General features: G+C 60.0%; 21 protein-coding genes. 10 read left to right on the top strand and 11 right to left on the bottom strand.

Annotated elements, in window-relative coordinates; all coding sequences use genetic code 11:
• Positions 1–18: 18 nt before the first annotated feature.
• From FBAL_RS03370 to FBAL_RS03335, 8 genes are all read left to right on the top strand, one after another.
• Positions 19–792 carry a winged helix-turn-helix domain-containing protein gene (locus tag FBAL_RS03370; protein ID WP_013344170.1) on the top strand — a complete coding sequence of 258 codons (774 nt, stop codon included), beginning with the start codon at positions 19–21 and terminating at the stop codon, positions 790–792.
• Positions 785–1,294 carry a hypothetical protein gene (locus tag FBAL_RS03365; RefSeq protein WP_013344169.1) on the top strand — a complete coding sequence of 170 codons (510 nt, stop codon included), beginning with the start codon at positions 785–787 and terminating at the stop codon, positions 1,292–1,294. The genes FBAL_RS03370 and FBAL_RS03365 overlap by 8 nt, the downstream gene beginning before the upstream one ends.
• Before the next feature lie 88 nt (positions 1,295–1,382).
• Entirely contained in the window at positions 1,383–2,078 is a 696-nt protein-coding gene (gene mtnN, locus FBAL_RS03360; RefSeq protein ID WP_013344168.1) for a 5'-methylthioadenosine/S-adenosylhomocysteine nucleosidase, read from the top strand.
• A gap of 10 nt (positions 2,079–2,088) precedes the next feature.
• The gene (locus FBAL_RS03355) at positions 2,089–3,051 is read left to right on the top strand and encodes a cobalamin biosynthesis protein CobD/CbiB (protein ID WP_013344167.1); all 963 of its coding nucleotides are present in this window, start codon (positions 2,089–2,091) and stop codon (positions 3,049–3,051) included.
• Positions 3,052–3,063: 12 nt separating this feature from the next.
• Positions 3,064–3,447 carry a DUF2721 domain-containing protein gene (locus FBAL_RS03350; protein WP_013344166.1) on the top strand — a complete coding sequence of 128 codons (384 nt, stop codon included), beginning with the start codon at positions 3,064–3,066 and terminating at the stop codon, positions 3,445–3,447.
• The gene (locus tag FBAL_RS03345) at positions 3,444–4,073 is read left to right on the top strand and encodes a trimeric intracellular cation channel family protein (RefSeq protein ID WP_013344165.1); all 630 of its coding nucleotides are present in this window, start codon (positions 3,444–3,446) and stop codon (positions 4,071–4,073) included. Before FBAL_RS03350 ends, FBAL_RS03345 begins: the two co-directional genes overlap by 4 nt.
• A 17-nt stretch (positions 4,074–4,090) precedes the next feature.
• A complete protein-coding gene (locus FBAL_RS03340) occupies positions 4,091–4,597 on the top strand; it encodes a nuclear transport factor 2 family protein (protein WP_013344164.1) in 507 nt (168 codons plus the stop codon).
• A gap of 155 nt (positions 4,598–4,752) precedes the next feature.
• Positions 4,753–5,631 (top strand): mechanosensitive ion channel family protein, encoded by an 879-nt coding sequence (locus FBAL_RS03335; protein WP_013344163.1) that lies wholly within the window; start codon positions 4,753–4,755, stop codon positions 5,629–5,631.
• A gap of 77 nt (positions 5,632–5,708) precedes the next feature.
• Here the strand turns inward: FBAL_RS03335 and FBAL_RS03330 are convergent, their stop codons facing one another.
• From FBAL_RS03330 to FBAL_RS20390, 9 genes are all read right to left on the bottom strand, one after another.
• Positions 5,709–7,169: a catalase gene (locus FBAL_RS03330; RefSeq protein WP_041251481.1), complete on the bottom strand. Its 1,461-nt coding sequence runs from the start codon at positions 7,167–7,169 to the stop codon at positions 5,709–5,711.
• Between the two features lie 757 nt (positions 7,170–7,926).
• Positions 7,927–8,310 (bottom strand): hypothetical protein, encoded by a 384-nt coding sequence (locus tag FBAL_RS03325; protein WP_013344161.1) that lies wholly within the window; start codon positions 8,308–8,310, stop codon positions 7,927–7,929.
• A 126-nt stretch (positions 8,311–8,436) separates the two neighbouring features.
• Positions 8,437–8,613 (bottom strand): hypothetical protein, encoded by a 177-nt coding sequence (locus FBAL_RS20395; RefSeq protein WP_013344160.1) that lies wholly within the window; start codon positions 8,611–8,613, stop codon positions 8,437–8,439.
• Positions 8,614–8,853: 240 nt separating this feature from the next.
• Positions 8,854–10,833 (bottom strand): multiheme c-type cytochrome, encoded by a 1,980-nt coding sequence (locus FBAL_RS03320; RefSeq protein ID WP_013344159.1) that lies wholly within the window; start codon positions 10,831–10,833, stop codon positions 8,854–8,856.
• 559 nt (positions 10,834–11,392) lie between these two features.
• On the bottom strand, positions 11,393–11,677 hold the full coding sequence (locus FBAL_RS03315; RefSeq protein ID WP_013344158.1) for a cytochrome c3 family protein: 285 nt from the start codon (positions 11,675–11,677) through the stop codon (positions 11,393–11,395).
• Positions 11,678–11,698: 21 nt separating this feature from the next.
• A complete protein-coding gene (gene nrfD / locus FBAL_RS03310) occupies positions 11,699–12,661 on the bottom strand; it encodes a cytochrome c nitrite reductase subunit NrfD (protein ID WP_013344157.1) in 963 nt (320 codons plus the stop codon).
• The gene (locus tag FBAL_RS03305; RefSeq protein WP_013344156.1) at positions 12,661–13,320 is read right to left on the bottom strand and encodes a 4Fe-4S dicluster domain-containing protein; all 660 of its coding nucleotides are present in this window, start codon (positions 13,318–13,320) and stop codon (positions 12,661–12,663) included. The genes nrfD and FBAL_RS03305 overlap by 1 nt, the downstream gene beginning before the upstream one ends.
• On the bottom strand, positions 13,320–13,769 hold the full coding sequence (locus FBAL_RS03300; protein ID WP_041251161.1) for a cytochrome c3 family protein: 450 nt from the start codon (positions 13,767–13,769) through the stop codon (positions 13,320–13,322). Before FBAL_RS03300 ends, FBAL_RS03305 begins: the two co-directional genes overlap by 1 nt.
• 49 nt (positions 13,770–13,818) lie before the next feature.
• Positions 13,819–13,995 carry a hypothetical protein gene (locus FBAL_RS20390; RefSeq protein ID WP_013344154.1) on the bottom strand — a complete coding sequence of 59 codons (177 nt, stop codon included), beginning with the start codon at positions 13,993–13,995 and terminating at the stop codon, positions 13,819–13,821.
• A gap of 456 nt (positions 13,996–14,451) precedes the next feature.
• Between FBAL_RS20390 and FBAL_RS03295 the strand changes: the two genes are divergently transcribed.
• Together FBAL_RS03295 and FBAL_RS03290 are read left to right on the top strand one after the other, a co-directional pair.
• Entirely contained in the window at positions 14,452–15,459 is a 1,008-nt protein-coding gene (locus FBAL_RS03295) for a LysR family transcriptional regulator (RefSeq protein ID WP_013344153.1), read from the top strand.
• A gap of 26 nt (positions 15,460–15,485) precedes the next feature.
• Entirely contained in the window at positions 15,486–15,803 is a 318-nt protein-coding gene (locus tag FBAL_RS03290) for a hypothetical protein (protein WP_013344152.1), read from the top strand.
• Between the two features lie 330 nt (positions 15,804–16,133).
• On the opposite strand, the gene gcvP is transcribed toward FBAL_RS03290, so the two are convergent.
• Complete coding sequence (gene gcvP, locus FBAL_RS03285; protein ID WP_013344151.1) at positions 16,134–19,016, bottom strand: aminomethyl-transferring glycine dehydrogenase; 2,883 nt, start codon at positions 19,014–19,016, stop codon at positions 16,134–16,136.
• 75 nt (positions 19,017–19,091) lie between these two features.
• The gene (gene gcvH / locus FBAL_RS03280; RefSeq protein ID WP_013344150.1) at positions 19,092–19,481 is read right to left on the bottom strand and encodes a glycine cleavage system protein GcvH; all 390 of its coding nucleotides are present in this window, start codon (positions 19,479–19,481) and stop codon (positions 19,092–19,094) included.
• Positions 19,482–19,487 lie beyond the last annotated feature (6 nt).

Raw genomic sequence — 19,487 nt, 5'->3', positions numbered from 1 at the left:
GCCCACAAAAACCACAATATGGCGATGATCGAGATCGGTTCCTGCCGCTATCAACCTGACCAGCACAGCCTGACCAACAGCGACGGCGAACGCTGGGAGCTGCCCCGGGCAGAGCAGATGGTGCTGTCCACCCTGTTGGCCCACCAGGAGCACCCGGTGGACAAACAACAACTGCGCTGCGGTCGATACGACACCCCGCAAATCAGCGAGTCGGCGGTGGTGCGCGCCGTGTTTCAGTTGCGCCACTTTCTGGGCGATGACGACCACTGCCTGATCCAGACCATCAAAGGCGTCGGCTACCGTTTATGCCTGGTCGCAACACCCAGTGCCCAGACAGAAGCCCCGGCAGCAAGCCAAGCCCGCCGATTTCGCCCGCGCCCACCGCGCTGGGTTTGGGGCATTGCCGTCCTGGCCCTGCTGCTGCTGTTGATCCACGGCCCGGTACGACAATGGGAGCACGCTCTGATCGGCCCCGAGTTGCCCGACCCCATCGAGCTGAATGTGCCCGATGGCGACAATCTGGCCCTGTATTGGCTCAGCCCCATCAGCAGCCATGTGATCAATCTGGGGCAACTGGCCGAACGCCTGACCGCCCTGTTCGCCCCCTGTAAGAATCCCCCCTGGCAAGCGGTGTACGCCTCACTCTCCAGTGACCAGCAGGTGCTCAATCTGACCCTCTATGGTCGCGATGATCACCACACCCGCCTGCGCAATCTGAAAATCACCGACCAGCGCAGCAGCCCCGACTTCCTGCCCCTGAGCTGGCAAACCCAGGAGCATCTGTGTGACTGAGCGCCTCTCCCCCAAATGGCTTTGGGCGCTGCCGCCCCTGATATTGATCCCTCTGTTGGCAGTGCACTTCTGGCCCCGTGGCGACAATACGTGGTTGCTGAACTGCCACAACGAACTGTACGACACCCGCCGTTCCGACCAGCTCCAACACTACATGATCGCCGACTTTGTGCTGTACGGTTCCGCTGCCCGCATCTACTACCGCTACTTCACCACCGAGGGCAAACCGGTGGCCAACATCATCATGCAGGGCAAACGGCTGAGCCGGGAAGATGACCACTTCCCGCTGGCGATGAGTACGGTAAAACACGAGAGGCTGGGGCCACCGGACGCGCTGCCCGCCCACTTTAACCAACTGGTGAATTTCAGCGATCGCAACCTGGCCAATGACGGGGTTCACAATACCAGCATTGAGGTGCTGCAACATGACCCGGACAGCCAGTCCATGGTGGTGCGCTTCCTGCCCAGTCAGGCGGTCTGCTCCTGCGTATACAGCCGCTAAAACGGCCTCTCGGGGGCGGTGACGGGTCCTGAACATTGGTGGTATCCTTGCCGCCAATTGACCTCCATTTCGAACGGGACTTATCGTCATGAAAATTGGCATCATTGGCGCCATGGAGCAGGAAGTTGCCCTGCTGCGCAGCCACCTCGATGATCTGAGCATCGACACCATCGCCGGCATCGAGTTTTACCAGGGCCGCCTGAACGGCACCGATGTGGTACTGACCCGCAGCGGCATCGGCAAAGTGACCGCCGCCGTTGCCACCGCCGTGCTGATTGAGCGTTACAACCCGGACTGCATCATCAACACCGGTTCCGCCGGTGGCTTCGCCCAGGAGCTGGCCATTGGTGACGTGGTGATCTCCTCCGAAGTGCGCCACCACGATGCCGACGTCACCGCCTTTGGCTACGAGATTGGCCAGCTGCCGGGCCAGCCCGCGGCCTTCCGTCCCGAGCCGAAACTGGTTGACGCTGCCAAGGCGGCCATCGCGGAAGTGGGTGAAGTGAAGGCGATCGAAGGCCTGATCTGCACCGGCGACAGCTTCATTGCCGACCCGCAGCGCACCGCCGTTATGCTGGCCAACTTCCCGGCCATGGCCGCCTGTGAAATGGAAGCCGCCGCCATCGCCCAAACCTGCCACCAGTTTGGCAAGCCGTTTGTGGTGATCCGCGCCATCTCCGACAACGCCAACGACGACGGCGCCGTGGATTTCGACAGCTTTATCGTGAAAGCTGGCGAACACTCCGCCAAGGTGGTCATGGCGATGCTGACCAAGCTGAGCTGATCCCCCGCCAATGGAGACGCTGGGCCCCTATCACAGCCTGCTGGCGCCGCCCTTTATCCTGGCGCTGGCTTATCTGCTGTCGATGCTGATCCCGGAAGCCTGGCGTCCCCGTTATCTGTTGGCGCCACTGGCCGACAGCCTGGCACGCAAAACCAATAAACCGGGCCGACTGCCGCAACAGCAACGACTGGCGGGCACCCTGGCGCTGTTGTTGGTGCTGATGCCGGTGCTGCTGCTGGTGTGGGTCGTCACCCGCTTGGCGGCCTACCCCCTGCCCTTCGAACTGGCCCTGCTGGCCTGGCTACTGCCGGGCCCGGCTCTGGCCCGCGACACCGACTCCCTGTTTTCCCGCTTGCTGTCCGGACAGAAAACCCAGGCCCGGGGCGCGCTCGCGCACTGGACCGTACGGGACACCGACAGCCTGTCGCCGCTGGGATTGGTCAAAGCGGGCATCGAGGTGCAGCTGGAGCAGGCCCGCAGCCAGCGTTTTGCGGTGATGTTCTGGTATGCCCTGGCCGGCCCCCTGGCCGCCAGCCTGGCCTGGCTCTGCAATGAGCTGAGTCGGCACTGGCATCCGGGCCGACCGGAGCAGATCAACTTTGGCCACTGGCCCAGCCGCCTCGCGGCACTGCTGATGGTGCCGGTGAATGTGCTGCTGGGCTTAACCCTGTCACTGTATGGCAACCCGCTGGCGCCCTGGCGGGCGCGCTACCAGTTGACCGGCCCCGGCCTGCTGCGCAGCCAACAGTGGCCACAGCTGTGCCTCGCCTGCAGCCTGGATCGCCAGCTTGGTGGCCCGTGGCAGCTGGGCGGCCAGCGCCACCTGCGTCCCCGTCTGGGGCCCACCACCCTACCCGAGCCGGAGGACCTGCTCCGCACCCGGCGTCTGTTGAGTTTTGCCACCTGGTTGTGGCTGGCCCTGCTGTTTCTGCTGGGTGCCAGTCTGGCCCTGACCTGGCACCACCTGCACTGATCGAACCCGACCATGCAATTAAGTCTGACCACTCCGGCCCTGTTGTTCTCGGCCATCTCACTGCTGCTGCTGGCCTACACCAACCGCTTTCTGTCGTTGGCGGCGCTGATCCGCTCACTCGGCAACCAGGCGGGCGCCTGTGGCGTTGCCGACGCCCAGATCGCCAACCTGCGTCAACGCATCCGCCTGATCCGCTGGATGCAGGAAGCGGGGGTACTGAGCTTCACCCTGTGTGTATTAAGCATGCTGCTGATATATCTTGATAAACATGGACTCGCTTTCTGGAGTTTTGGCGCCAGCCTGGCGCTGTTGATCTACTCACTGATGCTGTCAGTGGTGGAGATCCGCATCTCCCAGAAGGCCATCGACATTTTTCTGGACAGTCTCAAACGATGAATGACTTCATCTATGCCATGGATCTCTTTGGCACCGCGGTGTTCGCCATCTCCGGCGCACTGGCCGCGGGACGGTTACGCATGGACCCCTTCGGCGTGCTGGTGCTGGCGCTGGTCACCGCCGTTGGCGGTGGCACGGTACGTGACACCATTCTGGGCACCACGCCGGTGTTCTGGATCACCGACACCAACTACATCTGGCTGGTGATGCTGACCGCTGCACTGGTGATGGCGCTGGTGCGGTGCCCGCGCCGCTTGAGCGGTCGCTGGTTTCAGGTGGCGGATGCCCTGGGTCTGGCGGTATTTACCGTGATCGGGGCACAGAAAGCCCTGATGTCCGGCGCCGAGCCGATGATTGCCGTGATGATGGGCACCATGACCGGTGTGGTCGGTGGGGTGATCCGCGATGTGCTGTGCCGCGAAGTCCCGCTGGTGCTGCGCACCGAGATCTACGCCACCGCCTGCATTGTCGGTGGCATTCTCTATACCCTGACCCTGCATCTGGGCATGGGCACCGAGCTGGCGGCGTCACTGGCGATGCTGGGCACTCTGGCGTTACGCCTGGCCGGGATCTTTCTGGGCTTGTCACTGCCCGCCTTTGCCCTCGATAATCCCAAGTCACCCTGACAGGAGGAACCGGACCCGTGCGTGCACTGTTGCTGATGATGCTTTTCCTGCCTTTGTTGAGCCAGGCCGCCGAAGAGGTGGACCCCGGCCCCCAGAAGCCCGCCGCCATTCAACTGGCAGAGGAGTACATGGCGGCCCTGACCAACCGCAACTACAGCAAGCTGGCCCAGTTCTATGACCGGGAAACCGTGCTGACTGATCAGATGGCGGGCAAAAGCCTGACCGGCAGCCGCGACATCCTGGCCTTCCTGCGCCGGGTCCACACCTACACCCAGGAGTACTACTTCAACGCCGACCACCTGTTCTACAAGGGGTCGCGGGTGGTGATGATTGGGAACTACTACTATAAGGCCCGGGGCGACCTGTTCGGCTACCCCGGTGAGTCCGTAACCTTCAGTCTGCCCGGGGTGACCACCCTCAAGCTGGACATGGAGAACCGTCGTGTCGAGCAGCAGATCGACTACCTCGACTACCACACCATGGAAGACCAACTGTCCGCCCACCCCTCCCTGGCCATCCCCTGAGTTAACGGGGGTGCCCTGCCCCCGGTTTCCGCCTCACAGACGCTATCCTGATCACAGTTCCGTCCGGTTTGTGAAGATAAACTTGCCGCCCTTTCAGTCCCTTACCAGACTGAACTGAACCCACTTCCGGTTATGTGCTTTGTGAGGATGCTTCCATGGAAGAGATGGAACAGAACGTTCAAGAGAGCTTGAAGCTGGTCAGTACCCTGACCGATAAGGGCATCGACCTGGCCCTGGCCTACGGCCCCAAACTGCTGCTGGCCATTCTGGTCCTGCTGGGTGGCCTGTGGTTTATCCGCGGTCTGGTGAAAGTGGTCGACAAATCGATGGATCGCGCCAAGGTGGACATCACCCTGCAGCGCTTCCTGCTGAGCATCATCAATGTCGGCCTGAAGTTTATCCTGCTGGTGATCTTCGCCTCCATGATTGGGGTGGAAACCGCCTCCCTGGTCGCGATGCTGGGTGCCGCCGGTCTGGCTATCGGTTTGGCCCTGCAGGGCAGTCTGGCCAACTTCGCTGGTGGCGTGCTGATCCTGCTGTTCAAACCGTTCAAGTTTGGCGATGTGATTGAAGCCCAGGGCTTCTTGGGTCGGGTGCACGAGATCCAGATCTTCAACACCATCCTGCTGACCATGGACAACCAGAAGGTCGTTATCCCCAACGCCCTGCTGTCCAACGGCTGCATCAAGAACCTGTTCAGCGAGCCGACCCGCCGCGTCGACCTGACCTTCGGCATCAGCTACGACGATGACATCGCCATCGCCAAAGAGGTACTGGCCAAGTTGATGGCGGAAGATCCGCGCGTACTGAAAGAGCCGGGCGCAGAGATCTACGTGGGCGCCCACGCCGACAGCTCCATCAACCTGCTGGCCCGTCCCTGGGTGAAGTCCGAGGACTACTGGCCGGTCTATTTTGACCTGATGGAGAAGGTGAAAGTGGCGTTCGACCACAACAACATCACCATCCCCTTCCCGCAGTGCGACGTTCACCACTACGGTCTGTCCCCGCGCCTGCAGGGCACCGACGACGCCTGATAAGCCCCGGTGCACCAAACCGAAAAAGCCCGCCAATACTGGCGGGCTTTTTTATGCCGGCGTGTCGGCTCTGGCGCTTATGCGGCGGCGATGGCCGCACGGATGCCTTCGGCGTAGGCCGGGTCCGCCTGCTCAAAGTGGCTCAGCATCCGGGCCTGTACCGCTTCACTGGCCTGCTCCAGGGTGGCGGCGATGGTGTCGAACAGCGCTTGCTGCTGCTCGGCGTTCATCAGCCGGAACAGATCCCCCGCCTGCTGGTAGTCGTCCTCGACGGTCTTGTCATAGCGGGCCATGGCACCGGCGATGTCCATCGGCGGCTCGGCGTACTGGGCCTGCTGAGCCGGGCCATTCTGGCTGTTGGGGCCGTAGTTCACGCTGCCGGCGCTGTCCGGGCTGCGGCCGTGGAACGGGCATCCGGTTCCTGCCATCGCACCGCCACGCTGGTAGTGGTTGGCTTGGCTGGCGTGCGGGCAGTTCACCGGCAGCTGGTTGTAGTTGGCACCAATCCGGTAACGCTGAGCGTCGGCGTAGGCAAACAGTCGGGCCTGCAGCATCTTGTCCGGTGACGCGCCGATGCCCGGTACCAGGTTGGACGGGGCCAGCGCCGCCTGCTCCACCTCGTTGAAGTAGTTCTCCGGATTGCGGTTCAGCTCCAGCACACCGATCTCCTGCAGCGGGTAGTCCTTGTGCGGCCACACCTTGGTCAGGTCAAACGGGTTGAGGTGGTATTTCTCGGCATCCGCCTCCGGCATGATCTGGACATTCACCGACCATTTCGGGAACTCGCCATCCTCAATGGCACCGTAAAGATCACGCTGGGCGTGGTCCGGGTCGATCCCCTTCAGCTTGTCCGCCTGCTGGTTGGAGAGGTTTTTGATGCCCTGCTGAGTCTTAAAGTGGAACTTGACCCAGAACCGCTCACCCTGCTCATTCCAGAACGAGAAGGTGTGGCTGCCATAGCCGTTCATATGGCGGTAGCTGGCCGGAATGCCCCGGTCAGACATCAGGATGGTGACCTGGTGCAACGCCTCCGGGTTCAGTGACCAGAAGTCCCACATCGCTTCGGGGTCTTTCATGTTGGTTTTGGGGTTGCGCTTCTGGGTGTGGATAAAGTCGGGGAACTTGATGCCATCACGCAGGAAGAACACCGGCGTGTTGTTGCCCACCACGTCGTGGTTACCATTGGCGGTATAGAAGCGCACCGCAAAACCACGGGGGTCACGCTCAGCGTCCGCGGAACCGGACTCGCCGCCGACGGTGGAGAAGCGCAGGAACACTTCGGTCTGCTTGCCGACACCGCGGAAGTGATCCGCCAGGGTGAATTCGGACAGGTCCCGGGTCAGGGTGAAGGTGCCGTACGCGCCAGAGCCCTTGGCGTGCACCACACGCTCAGGGATGCGCTCGCGGTTAAAGTGAGCCAGCTTCTCAATCAGCTGCCAGTCCTGCAGCATGACGCCACCACGGGCGCCTGCGGTCAGGCTGTTTTGATCGTCGGCAATGGGTGCGCCATTTTGGCTAGTCAGTCGTTGGTTCATAATCGGTATCCTCGCTCGGGGCCGCCACCAGGGACGCCATCCAGTCATACAGGCCGTGCCACATGGGGGGCCTCCTCTCAATCTCTGGAAACGATAATAGGCGGCATCCGTAATCGAATCTAACAAGTTACCAAGGTCGCGACGTTCGCTTTTTGCGATTGTAAATGTTGTTCTAAATCAAAACTTCGATAACCCCTTTACGCTAGGCACAAAAAAGTTCTTCGCGGATTAGCGGGGAAAGAAGACAGAAGCGACTTCTCCAACAAAATACCTTTTCATGGCCTCTGCTCGCCTTGAGGGACTGATGCTGTTTCCGAATAAGAGTGAGCACCCAGCTATCACGGCGCAGCCGTCCACCAAAGGCCGACTCGCGGCGCCGAGCGGGAGCGACTGGGAGTGAAGCCGAGGGCCAGGGAAGGCCCGAGTGCCAGCCGAGCAGGGGTGAACGCCGAAAGGCGTGAACGCGGAGCCATGGAGGGCGAAGCCGGACTTTTGAAAAGGACATGGAAAGGCCTTTTCATAAAGCGAGTCTGGCCAGTGCTGAACGGGAAGGAGTGGGAGCGAGGGGGCTTTCGCCGCGCCGGAGGCAGGGGTGTCAAGAGCGGGGCGCGCAGCCGGGCAACGCCCTTCTGGTGCCCGCCGGGGCATCCCGGCAATGGCTCGATAGGTAGCATCGGGCCCGGAGCCAAGGTTTCCACGGAAATATGCGATGAACCACAAAAAAGCCCGCCGATGGCGGGCTTCTTGTGCGGGGCGGGCATTACTCCTGGTGGTAGCTGCCTTCCCAGTCACCGTAGTTGGCGTCGCCGGCCAGAATGGTCAGTTCCGGCGCCTGGCCGAAGATCTGAGCCAGAACCGCAGAAACGGCTTCCACCACAGCGTCAACGCTGCTCTGCTCGGTGTAGTAGGTCACGGCAACGTGGAACTGGTTGTTGAAGTAGGCAATAAACAGGTCCCAGCCCTGCTCAAACTGCAGCGCAGTCAGGGCGTCGTCCAGTGCATCAAACTGCTCGATGTCCTGGGCAAAACGAAACTCGACACAGGTCTCCGCGAACGGGCCCAAAGCGAACTTCTTCAGGTGACGGGCTTTGTGGTGAGATTTGATGGCCGGTTTGGCCTGCTCAGGTACGGCGATAATGGACATGAAGCCTTCCTCAAATTAGCGCCGGAGGTTCCGGCAGTTGGCCGCAGGGTACGCCAGCCCCGGTCGCGGCGCAAATAAAAAAGGCCGCCCAGACGGCGGCCAATCCCCAAGTGCGAGCGACGCGGGTCAATGCTTGTGATCCGCCGGCACTGACGCCGGTACAGACGCTGGTGCCGAGCGGCCCTGATACCACTCGATCATGCCCCAGACCAAGCCAAAGATGACAAAGGGTACCGCCAGAAAGATCACGGTATAGAGAAACAGGTAGGACAACCCCACCACTAATGCGCTGCCTAAGCTCATGACCACCTCCGTTAACCGCTGGACGCCCTCACAGTAAGCCCGGTTTAACACGGCAAATGAAGAGGTTGCCCGCAATGTTGCCGGATCCGGATAGATCGGGTTTCCAATCACAAAAAAGCCAATTCCGCTTTGCACAACCCGGTGCCGGAGTGCTGCTCTAACGGCCACAAAAAAGGCCCCCAATCGGGGGCCTTATCATTTGCAGGGCAGGGAGAGGGCTCTCCCTGGTTTGGCGGTGAGTTACCGCTCAAACACGTGGTATTTCTCAATGCCAAAGGTCTTGCCTTCAGCGTGGCAGGTGGCGCAGGACTCTGCCGATTTGGTGGTGTACCAGAGCGGGTCTGCCACCGCATCGATCTCACCGCCGTTCTGTACCATGTGGTTCAGGGCGGATTCGCTGTCGTGACAGGCGAAGCAGTTGGCAGTGACCGGGCTGGCCATCATGCCGCGGGTGCCCTCATGGTAAGCCCGGGCCAGCTGATACTGGTTCGGAATGGCGTACAGGTCGATCCCGTCGGCGTGGCAGGCCACACAGTTTTCCGCGTTCAGCTTGGTGGCGGAGTTGGCGTCATCGGTACCGATGCCGCTGCCCACACCCCAGTGCATGGAGTGCACCATCGGACCGAAGCCCGGGGCGGAACCGCCGGAGTTACGGTTCTGACCATTGTTGTGACACGCCACGCAGTCCCAGCCGCCGTTCTGATAGCTGCCGTTCTTGTGGTAGTTGGTCTCACTGTTGTGACAGGTCACACAGCTGTCAGCCGCAACCACCTGGCGACGATCAAAGTCGCTGACTTCGGTAAAGGTCGGCGCGGTCACGGCCGGATCCACATCAAAGTAGTCGGTAGAGACCACGACGGAGTAGGTGGTAAAGGAGACGCCATCTTTGCCATCGTCGTTAACCCAACCGGTTTGCGGGACGGTCACTCGGGTGCTGGCCATAAAGTTGCCTGCGGTGAAGTCAGTGCCATCGCTGCCTTCTACCGCCAGCAACTGCGGGAAGCAGATGGAGCGGGTACCGTCAGCGCGGGCAACGTACTGGTCACTGCCGCGGGCAATGGCGCGTCCGGTGATGCCCTGGCCATCGTAGCCGTGGATGTAGGCACCGGCGTAGGTCAGCTCACCGGCCGCGTACATATCACCGATATTGAGCTGAGTTTCGGTTTCCCCTTCCACTTTGAACAGTTTCAGGTCGGTACAGACCGCACCGGTACCGCTGTCCCAGGTCACGTCCGCATCCCAGTACGGGGCAGAGGTGGTGGTGTAGTGGCTTTCGCGGATCTGTTCAATCTCCGGCAACGCCACTTTCTGGGCATGGATGGCGCGAATGTCGAAGCTCGGGTCGGTGTTCGGGCTCATTGGTCCTACCGGCGCACCCGGGTTATGACAATCCACACAGCCGGGACCGGCAATGCTGGTGTTCAGCGGCGTGGTTTCGTGACAAGTGGTGCAGTTCAACACGGTAAAGTCACGCTCAAACCCTTTTTCCGGGTGATTGACGTGGGCAATCTTGGAGAGGGTGTTGGTGGCGTAGCCGCCATTCTCATCCGCACGGGAAACCGAGTTGTGACAGACCAGACATCCGCCCACCAGATCGCCTTCACCCTCAATGTCCATTGCCGTGTAGCTGGCGTGACGACGAGAGCCGGCCGCGTAGTCCACGTGACAGGCGTTACAGGTTGCGTCGCTGGTGCTGTAGGTGCCTTCCGGCTTATCCACGACCAAGGGCATGGAGCGCATGATGGGCCCTTCACGGTCCCCTACACGCAACCACAGCATCCCTTCCTGGCCGGCGGTGACGTTTTCCATCGGCAGGGTAAAGGTGTACTGACCCGGTTCACCCATCTCCAGGGTGGCGCCTTCGGTGCTCATGGAACCGTAGCCACCCAGGGTGCCTTCGCCACTGCGGCTCAGCACGTAACCGCGCTCAGTCCAGGCGGCGAACTTGCCTTCTGCGGCCTCCAGCCCCTCAACCAGAGTGCCTTCCTGATCGGTCACTTCAATCTCGTACACCACCTGGCCCTCTTCCACGGCAAAGTTCAGTACTTTGACATGGGTGGTCTCGGTGACATCAACGGTGGGTGGCGGCGTGCCCGGACCCGGCGGTCCCGGTTCGCCCGGCTCGCCCGGTGCACCGTCTTTTCCGTCATCCGCACAGCCAGCAACGGCCATCGCAGCAGCCACCAGCAACGCCAGGTGAGGCTTCCTGAATTGTTTCATCATCACTCCCATTATTTTTCTTCCCGGTGCGTCTGCACCTGTTCAAGACCTTATCGGCTTGGTCGTATTAGTGAGGTGAGTCAGTTCACCAAACCCAAGATAAAAATAAGGGCAGCAGAAAAGACCAGTAAATAACTGGCATTCGAAACATAATGCAAAACCAAAGCGGATGGATGACTCTAAAAATGGGAGCAGGACAAATTGACCAGAATATTATTCTAACAGGAGTCGAATACTTTTCCGGTATCGGAAATTAAGCTTTTCACGGAGTGCAATTCTGTTAATGTTTTGTTTATTGTATCGAAGCGCACTCGAAACGCTTTATTAGCATATTTTTGATCAGCTCGGGATATCCATTCCCGACTCACACAATATCCGAATAATTACCGCGGTAATTATATTCCACCTGACAGTGACTTTAAAATGTCATTTGCCTAATTCATCGTTTTTTATTTCTGAGTTCACATAAAAAAAGCCACACCGAAGTGTGGCTTTTACGCTCCAGCACCGAAGCACCGGATTGAGGCGCGTCCCTGCGATGAGCTTCCTTAAACTGGGCTCAGTGGCAGCTCTCACAACCGCTGTTAGCGTCGTGTTCCTCGTGGGTAATGTGACAATCCGTGCACTCCATCATGCCGGCGTGGTCAGCGTGGACGCCACCCAGGGCATTGAGGTCACCGTGACAGTCGATGCAGGTCTGATTCTCGTGGGCCAGATCCGAGGAGGGCGTGCCGCCCTCGTGGCAACTTTCACAACCCGCCATCTCAGTGTGGGTGTCTGCAATGGGCGCAGCCAACAGGCTCATGGGCAGGCAGAAAGCGAGTAAAGCGATGAGTTTTTTCACGTTAGCTCCTTAACGGCAGGATCAGGCTACGGTCATCTGACCGGCATACAGAATGAAGTGACGCAGGGCGAACACTCCGGTCAAACTGAGCAGGCACAGCGCGGCAACGAAGCCGGAGCGACCGGTCAGAGTCTTGGGCAGAGTCCATTGCAGAATCCAGGGCAATACCATGCCGCAGAACACCACCAGCACCCAGAATACGGTGGACCAGAACTCGCCCATCAACGCCACCCGGGCGGCCTCTGCACTGGCACCGCCAGCAAACACCAGGCCCAGGAAGAAGGTGATCAGCAGGAAGATCTCGGTCATCAGCACCGGTTTCTCGATGGTGTGAACGAAGTGGATGTCCTGGCTGTGCGCCGATTCCTTGAAGCACAGCAAACTGAACAGGATGGTGGCTGCCGCACCGGAGGAGATCCCCGACACCAGGAACAGCACCGGCAACACCGGGTTGTTCAGCAGCGGGAAGCCCTTCAGGGCCGACAGCAGGAAGCCGGTATAGGCACCCAGCGCGACCGCCAGCAGGACCAACACCCACTGCATACCGCCCTCGAACCCCTTAATCAGGTTCAACAGCTTACCCACCACCGGGAAGCGACGACCGAACACCATCAGCGGCTGATGGAACAGCGCGGCCATATAGAGGAACAGCACCACGATGTAGACCGACAGCACCATCACCCCCCAGAACATCACTGAGGTGGGGTTCCAGAAGATCATCATCTTCCAGAACTCCAGCGGCTTGGTCAGGTCGACAATCAGGATGCCGAGGCCCAGGATGACCGAGATCGGCGCGATCAGGGCCATCGCCTTGACGATGCCGCTGTCGGCCACCGCCTGACCGTGGAACTCGCGGTAACGCTTGACCGCCACCGCCACCATCACCGAACCGGCGGAAACCCCGGCCAGGAACAGGTAGATGGCGATGGGCCAGGGCCACACCATGGTGTCAAAGTTGAGCACCGCATTAATGGACGGGTTCATCAGATCACCTCCCCTTTACCGTGAGGCACTTTGTAGAGCTTGGGCCGGGTGCCCAGGTCCACTTTGTCGCGATAGGTCTGCTTGCTGCGCAGCACCTGCACAATCTCGCTGCTCGGGTCGTTCAGGTCGCCAAAGGTCAGCGCCTTGGTCGGGCAGGCTTCCACACAGGCGGGCAGACGGCCTTCGGCCAGCCGGCTCTTGCGGCAGAAGTCGCACTTATCCACCGCCTTGGTGACCGGGTCGACGTAACGCACGCGATAGGGGCAGGCTGCAATGCAGTACTGACATCCGACGCACTTGTATGGGTCAACGTCCACCACGCCGTTCTCGTCGCGGAAGCAGGCGCCGGTGGGGCACACCGCAATGCAAGCGGCGGTTTCACAGTGCACGCAGCTTTTGCGGTCAAAGCGGTAGTTGGTGTCAGCGCCCTCACCGAACGGGCCGGTACGCTGGATCTGAAGGCGCGTCACCCCTTCAGGCACCTGGTTGGCGTCACGACAGGCTTGCTCACAGGCCTCACAGCCGATGCAGCGAGTCTGGTCAAACACCATCGCCAGGTTGCGTTGGTTGGGGTTGGCATTGGCACCACATCCGGTGAGTGTGACCACCGGAATGGTCAGGGCACTGGCGGTCAGAAAACGTCGTCTGGAGATCGTCATCACTCCACCTCCACCGGGTTCATATTGCTGTGGCATTCCACGCAGGTCTGAGTGCGGGCGCGCTCAGACAAGCCCTGCATGGGGTCGGTCGCCGGATGCAACTGGTGGCAGGCTGCACAGGCCAACTTGGCCTGGTGGACGTCGTGGGTCCAGTCTGCATCGCGGAGTTTGGTGGCGCTGTGGCAACGCACACAGCTGGCGTTTTGCTCGGCCACTGGGGTTTTGGTCTCCTCGCCAAAATACACCAGTGCCTCTTTATTGCGTGGGTGACCATCCTGTTCACCGTGGCAACGGACGCAGCTCAATCCATCACTGCCGATCTGACCATGAAGCCCTTCCATGGTCCCATTGCGCTTGTGGCAACGCATGCACGCGTCGTCCGAGGCGAAGGCCGGGCCAGACAGGCCCACCACCGCCAACAAGCCAAAAATCAAGGTTCTGCTCATCATGTCCTCAATCCAATCAAAAGGCGCCGACAAGCGGCGCCTTCAACAGGGCTTAGTGGCCCAGGGCTTTCTGTTGAGCCTGTTGGGCTTCGTCCGCAGTCTCTTCTTTCTTGAAGTACTCATACCCGCCCACCACCAGAGCGGAGATCAGGTAAGGCACACCGATAAACAGAACGAAGAACAGGAACAGGTAAGGAACAACAACTGATAAGAAAGTACCGAAGCTCATAGTAACCTCCTGCAAATTAGGGGACCCTCTTTGGGAGTATTCCCAATCCCCGAGGTCATTATTAAAGTGAGCTCACTTGGATAAAATTGATCTTGATCACCAATGAAATATCACTGCGAATTCTGATTTTAAAAACAAGAATGCCATTCCAATTACACTATCGCCAAAGTTCATATTCCAATTTACAAATCGGCAAGCATAAAAGTGCAATTTTACAAACAGGAATTCTGGTCAAAATGTAACAACATTTGACACAACATCATATTAACCTAGCCAACGGGTCGAAAGTTTTTACTCCCACGCACTCACTTAACGCTATCGACTCACGAATCGAATATCCTGACACAAGAATCTGTGAACTTTTGTTCTAGAACACATTTACAGCAATAGTTATCCGATATTTTAATTTTCGACATAATTACATTGTTAATTAATTGGGGGCATAAAATGGATAAGATGCGGGATATCAACTTATTCACCATTCGCGTATTCGTAATGGTGTATGAATCTCTAAACTCACTCTCGGTCGCCAATGCATTGAATGTCGCCCCCTCAAAAATCAGCCGGTGCCTCAGTGCCCTGCGCCATGCCCTGGGTGACCCCCTGTTTATCCGCCGGCAGTATGGCTTTGAGCCCACCCCCACTGCCGACAAGCTTTACCCCTACTTCCAGCAGATCCTGTGCCTTCTGGGCCAGATCAATGAGAACACCGGTGAGGCCGGCACCGCACCGCAGCGTCACTACATCATCTACGCGCCGCCCACGCTCTCCTGCCGCCTTGGTACGGTGCTGAAGAAGCGGGCTGCCGAGGAGCGTCAGGAGCTGTCGCTCAGCGTTCGACCGCTCTCCGCCACCGGACCGGAAGACCTGCTTCAGGGCCGGGCTGATCTGATGCTGAGCTTTAAAGCCAGTGAAAAGGAGCGCCTCGATTCGCGCTTTATCGCCACCGGCGAGCGACTCTATATCGTTGCCCGGGATGATCACCCCATCTGGCAACGTCCCCCCAACAACATGCTCGACGCGATCATCAACTATCCCTTCCTGGTCACCGAGTGCCCGGCCTTTAACGACCGCATCGACCCGTTGGAACTGTATGCCCTCGATCAGGGCCGCCAACTCAAACTGGCAGGAAAGGCCGGTGTGTTGTCCGAAGTCAGTGACTACCTGATGGACAGCGATGCGATCACCTTTATCGGTGCCACTACCGCTGCGGAATATCTGCAACACTTCCCCGGTGTCACCATGCGGGAGATGTCGGAGCCGGAGTTCAACCTGCTCCATGATCGCTGCCCGCCGCCCAATTACTATGTGATTGGCCGTAAAGAGGAGGGCGCGGTGCCGGAGTGGTTAATGACCAGTTTGTGTGATTTTGTCCACGAATCGGTCACTAAACCGCCTCAGACGCACCAAGGCGGAGCAAATGACATATTTCCGTCACAGTTCAGCCCTAGCATGGCCGGCTGATAAATCCCGCTTACTGGAGCCATACCGTGTTAACCGCCGTGACGCCACGCCTTCGCGTGACCTACCCTCTCCGGGCGCTGAGCGCCTGGTTGCGGGCCACCCGCCTGGCCCGTGCCCGTCGCCAGCGGGTGCAGCTGATGGCAACACGGGTTCAGTGGCTCGAGGAGCGTCTGCCCGGCGAAGCGGAACACGGCGACGATGTCCGCTACTGCAGCCGTGGCTATGATCTGATGGAGCGTGGCTCTGCCCTGCTGGTGCGTTGGTCCGAGCGACCCAGCCCCCTGCTCGACGCCAGCCTGCGCCAGTGGCATCTGGACTTTGAACGTCTCCAGCCCGACGCGTAATCAGCGGCTCCAGTAAAAGACCACCTGCATCGCAGGTGGCTTTGATTCGCCCCCTGGAAGATTCCCCCTGCGATTCACCGGATTGATGACCCGAACCCCCTTGGCTTCCGTGCGGCGCAGCCGCACGCTACGGACTATGCCGCTTCTTCGGTTTTGAGTACGGATTCGGCCGTAGCGTGCGCCTATGGCGCACGAACCAAACTCGCTAGCACCGGCACTCTGCGGCCATAGCCCCGAAGTTCCATTCACCACCGCCATCGGCGGTGGTTTAGGGGGGACAATAAAAAGCCCCGGCCATTGGCCGGGGCTTTTTGTTCAGTACGCTGGCGCTCAGTCTTGGTAAGCGTCCATCGGTACGCAGGCGCAGAACAGGTTGCGGTCACCAAACACATCATCGATGCGGTTAACGGTAGGCCAGAACTTGTTGGCGCGGATCTCTTCCACCGGGAACACCGCCTCTTCGCGGCTGTAGGGGCGCGCGTCGAAGGCCGGGTCCATGATGTCGTCCAGAGTGTGCGGGGCGTTACGCAGCGGGTTGTTGTCCGCCGGCCATTCACCGCGGCCCACTTTGGCGATCTCTTCGCGGATGCTCACCATGGCGTGGATAAAGCGGTCCAGCTCCACCTTGGACTCCGACTCGGTGGGTTCCACCATCAGCGTGCCTGCCACCGGGAAGCTCATGGTCGGGGCGTGGAAACCGTAATCCATCAGGCGCTTGGCCACGTCCATCTCGGTGACACCGGTCTCCTCTTTCAACGGACGCAGATCGATGATGCATTCATGCGCCACGCGATCGTTTCGGCCGGTGTAGAGGATTGGGTAGTGCTTGCCCAGCTCAGCGGCCAGGTAGTTACCACTGAGCATCGCTACCTGAGTGGACTCTTTCAGACCCCGGCTGCCCAGCATCACGGTGTACATCCAGCTGATGGGCAGAATGGAGGCGCTGCCGTACTGGGCCGCGGATACCGCACCGTTGCTCTGGGCTTCACCGCCAATCTTGACCACACTGTGGCCGGCGATAAAGGGCGCCAGATGCGCTTTTACGCCGATGGGGCCCATGCCCGGGCCACCGCCACCATGCGGGATGGCGAAGGTTTTGTGCAGGTTAAGGTGAGACACGTCGGAACCGATCATGCCCGGGGTGGTCACGCCCACCTGAGCATTCATATTGGCGCCGTCCATGTAGACCTGACCACCGTGCTGGTGGATCAGCTCACAGATCTCACGGATCTTTTCCTCATACACCCCGTGGGTGGAGGGGTAGGTGATCATGATGCAGGACAGACGATCAGAGTACTCCTCTGCCTTGGCCTTGAGATCGTCCATGTCCACGGTGCCGTCTTTGGCACTGGCCACCACCACCACTTTCAGGCTGGTCAGCATCGCAGAAGCCGGGTTGGTGCCGTGGGCAGATGAGGGGATCAGACAGACGTCGCGATGGCCCTGGCCAATCGACTCCTGGTACTTCTTGATCGCCACCAGGCCCGCGTACTCGCCCTGAGCGCCGGAGTTGGGCTGCATCGACATGGCATCGTAGCCGGTGATGTCGAGCAGGTAAGCACTCAGGCTGTCCACCAGCTCGCGGTAACCCTGAGCCTGCTCCTGCGGACAGAAGGGGTGCAGGTTAGCGAACTCCGGCCAGCTGACCGGCATCATCTCGGCGGTCGCGTTGAGCTTCATGGTGCAGGAGCCCAGCGAGATCATGGAGTGGTTGAGGGCCAGATCCTTACCTTCCAGGCGACGGATGTAGCGCAGCATCTCGGTTTCGCTGTGGTAAGCGTTGAACACCGGATGAGTCAGGATCGCGTCCTGGCGCACCAGGCGCTCATCCAGCACGCTGTCGACCATGCCATCCACGGCATCGACGGTCAGCTCATGGCCGTCACCCAGCAGGACGTCCCACAGCAGCGCCACATCGGCGGCGGTGGTGGTTTCATCCAGGCTGATGCCCAGAGAGTCCGCCAGATCAATGCGCAGGTTCAGCTTGGCCGCATCGGCACGGGCCAAAACCGCGTCACGGTCATCCACGTTAACGGTCAGGGTGTCGAACCAGCTGCTGTTCACCACCTTGACGCCGCGCTGCATCAGGCCGGCGGCCAGGATGGAGGTCAGGCGGTGGGTGCGCTCGGCAATCTTCTTCAGCCCTTCCGGGCCGTGGTAAACGGCGTAGAAGGAAGCCATGTTGGCCAGCAGCACCTGAGCGGTACAGATGTTGGAGTTGGCTTTCTCACGACGGATATGCTGTTCGCGGGTCTGCATCGCCATACGCAGCGCCGGCTTGCCACGGGTGTCCTTGGACACCCCGATGATGCGGCCAGGCATGGAGCGCTTGTGCGCGTCACGGGTGGCAAAAAACGCGGCGTGCGGGCCGCCGTAGCCCATCGGCACACCAAAGCGCTGGGCGGAACCGAATACCACGTCCGCGCCCCACTCGGCCGGAGCCACCAGCTTAATCAGGGCCAGCAGGTCAGAAGCCACACACACCAGCGCCTTGTTGGCGTGCAGGGCATCGGCCAGCTTGCGGTAATCTTCCACCTCACCAAACTGGTTGGGGTACTGCAGCAGGGCGCCGAATACGTCATGGTCCGCGGCAGTTTTGGCCGGGCCCACGACCACGTCGAGGCCCAGCATCTCGGCGCGGGTTTTCACCACGTCGAGGGTATGGGGGTAAACGTCGTCAGCAACGAAGAAGGTATCGGACTTCTTGTTCTTGGAGGTGCGCTTGGCCAGGGCCATCGCTTCCGCAGCCGCAGTGGCTTCGTCCAGCAGCGAGGCGGACGCCAGGTCCAGACCGGTCAGGTCCATGGTCAGTTGCTGGAAGTTCAGGATCGCTTCGAGGCGGCCCTGGGCAATCTCCGGCTGGTAAGGGGTGTAGGCGGTATACCAACCCGGATTTTCCAGCACATTGCGCTGAATCACGTGGGGTACCAGCGTGCCGTAGTAGCCCATGCCGATGTAGCTCTTGCGAACGTCATTCTTGCTGGCCATCGCCTTGAGGCGCGCCAGGGCGTCCACTTCGGAGGTGGGCAGGCCCACGGCCAGGTCGCGATTCAGGCGAATGCCTTCGGGCACGATCTGGGCGGTCAGATCTTCCAGGCAATCGGCGCCAATGGCGCTTAGCATCGCCTTCTGTTCGGCGGCATCGGGGCCGATATGGCGGCGCAGGAACTCATCATGAGTATCCAACTGCGCCAGGGTCAACTTCTCGTTCATGCTTGACGACTTCCTTAGGGTACAGAATGCCAAACAAACGAAGCCCCATTTGGGGCTTCGTTGTTGTTTTTCTTATTATTCTTCGTCGATGACGGCCTGGTAGCCTTCCGCGTCCAGCAGCTGAGCCAATTCAGACTCATCGCTGGCCTTAACGCGGAACAGCCAACCGTCACCGTACGGGTCGCTGTTGACCTGCTCGGGGCTGTCTTCCAGCTCCTCGTTCACGGCCACTACTTCACCGGTCAGCGGGCTGTAAACGTCGGAGGCGGCTTTGACCGATTCGGCCACGGCGCAATCCTCACCAGCGTTCACTTCATCGCCCACATCCGGCAGCTCAACGAATACCATGTCACCCAGCAGCTCTTGGGCGTGCTCAGAGATCCCGATGGTGTAAGTCCCGTCGCCTTCGGCGCGAACCCACTCGTGGGAGTTGGTGAACTTCAGTTCAGACGGAATGTTGCTCATGTTGTC

The organism is Ferrimonas balearica DSM 9799, from assembly GCF_000148645.1.
GTDB classification, from domain to species: Bacteria; Pseudomonadota; Gammaproteobacteria; order Enterobacterales; family Shewanellaceae; genus Ferrimonas; species Ferrimonas balearica.
This window is presented reverse-complemented; position numbering and strand designations above follow the sequence as displayed.

Bases quoted from the DNA above. Each gene is read 5' to 3' on its own strand.
- FBAL_RS03370 (WP_013344170.1), top strand. From the start codon at position 19: ATGGCGATGATCGAGATCGGTTCCTGCCGCTATCAACCTGACCAGCAC.
- mtnN (WP_013344168.1), top strand. From the start codon at position 1,383: ATGAAAATTGGCATCATTGGCGCCATGGAGCAGGAAGTTGCCCTGCTG.
- FBAL_RS03355 (WP_013344167.1), top strand. From the start codon at position 2,089: ATGGAGACGCTGGGCCCCTATCACAGCCTGCTGGCGCCGCCCTTTATC.
- FBAL_RS03350 (WP_013344166.1), top strand. From the start codon at position 3,064: ATGCAATTAAGTCTGACCACTCCGGCCCTGTTGTTCTCGGCCATCTCA.
- FBAL_RS03345 (WP_013344165.1), top strand. From the start codon at position 3,444: ATGAATGACTTCATCTATGCCATGGATCTCTTTGGCACCGCGGTGTTC.
- FBAL_RS03335 (WP_013344163.1), top strand. From the start codon at position 4,753: ATGGAAGAGATGGAACAGAACGTTCAAGAGAGCTTGAAGCTGGTCAGT.
- FBAL_RS03325 (WP_013344161.1), bottom strand. From the start codon at position 8,310: ATGTCCATTATCGCCGTACCTGAGCAGGCCAAACCGGCCATCAAATCT.
- FBAL_RS20395 (WP_013344160.1), bottom strand. From the start codon at position 8,613: ATGAGCTTAGGCAGCGCATTAGTGGTGGGGTTGTCCTACCTGTTTCTC.
- FBAL_RS03320 (WP_013344159.1), bottom strand. From the start codon at position 10,833: ATGAAACAATTCAGGAAGCCTCACCTGGCGTTGCTGGTGGCTGCTGCG.
- nrfD (WP_013344157.1), bottom strand. From the start codon at position 12,661: ATGAACCCGTCCATTAATGCGGTGCTCAACTTTGACACCATGGTGTGG.
- FBAL_RS03305 (WP_013344156.1), bottom strand. From the start codon at position 13,320: ATGACGATCTCCAGACGACGTTTTCTGACCGCCAGTGCCCTGACCATT.
- FBAL_RS03300 (WP_041251161.1), bottom strand. From the start codon at position 13,769: ATGATGAGCAGAACCTTGATTTTTGGCTTGTTGGCGGTGGTGGGCCTG.
- FBAL_RS20390 (WP_013344154.1), bottom strand. From the start codon at position 13,995: ATGAGCTTCGGTACTTTCTTATCAGTTGTTGTTCCTTACCTGTTCCTG.
- FBAL_RS03295 (WP_013344153.1), top strand. From the start codon at position 14,452: ATGCGGGATATCAACTTATTCACCATTCGCGTATTCGTAATGGTGTAT.
- gcvP (WP_013344151.1), bottom strand. From the start codon at position 19,016: ATGAACGAGAAGTTGACCCTGGCGCAGTTGGATACTCATGATGAGTTC.
- gcvH (WP_013344150.1), bottom strand. From the start codon at position 19,481: ATGAGCAACATTCCGTCTGAACTGAAGTTCACCAACTCCCACGAGTGG.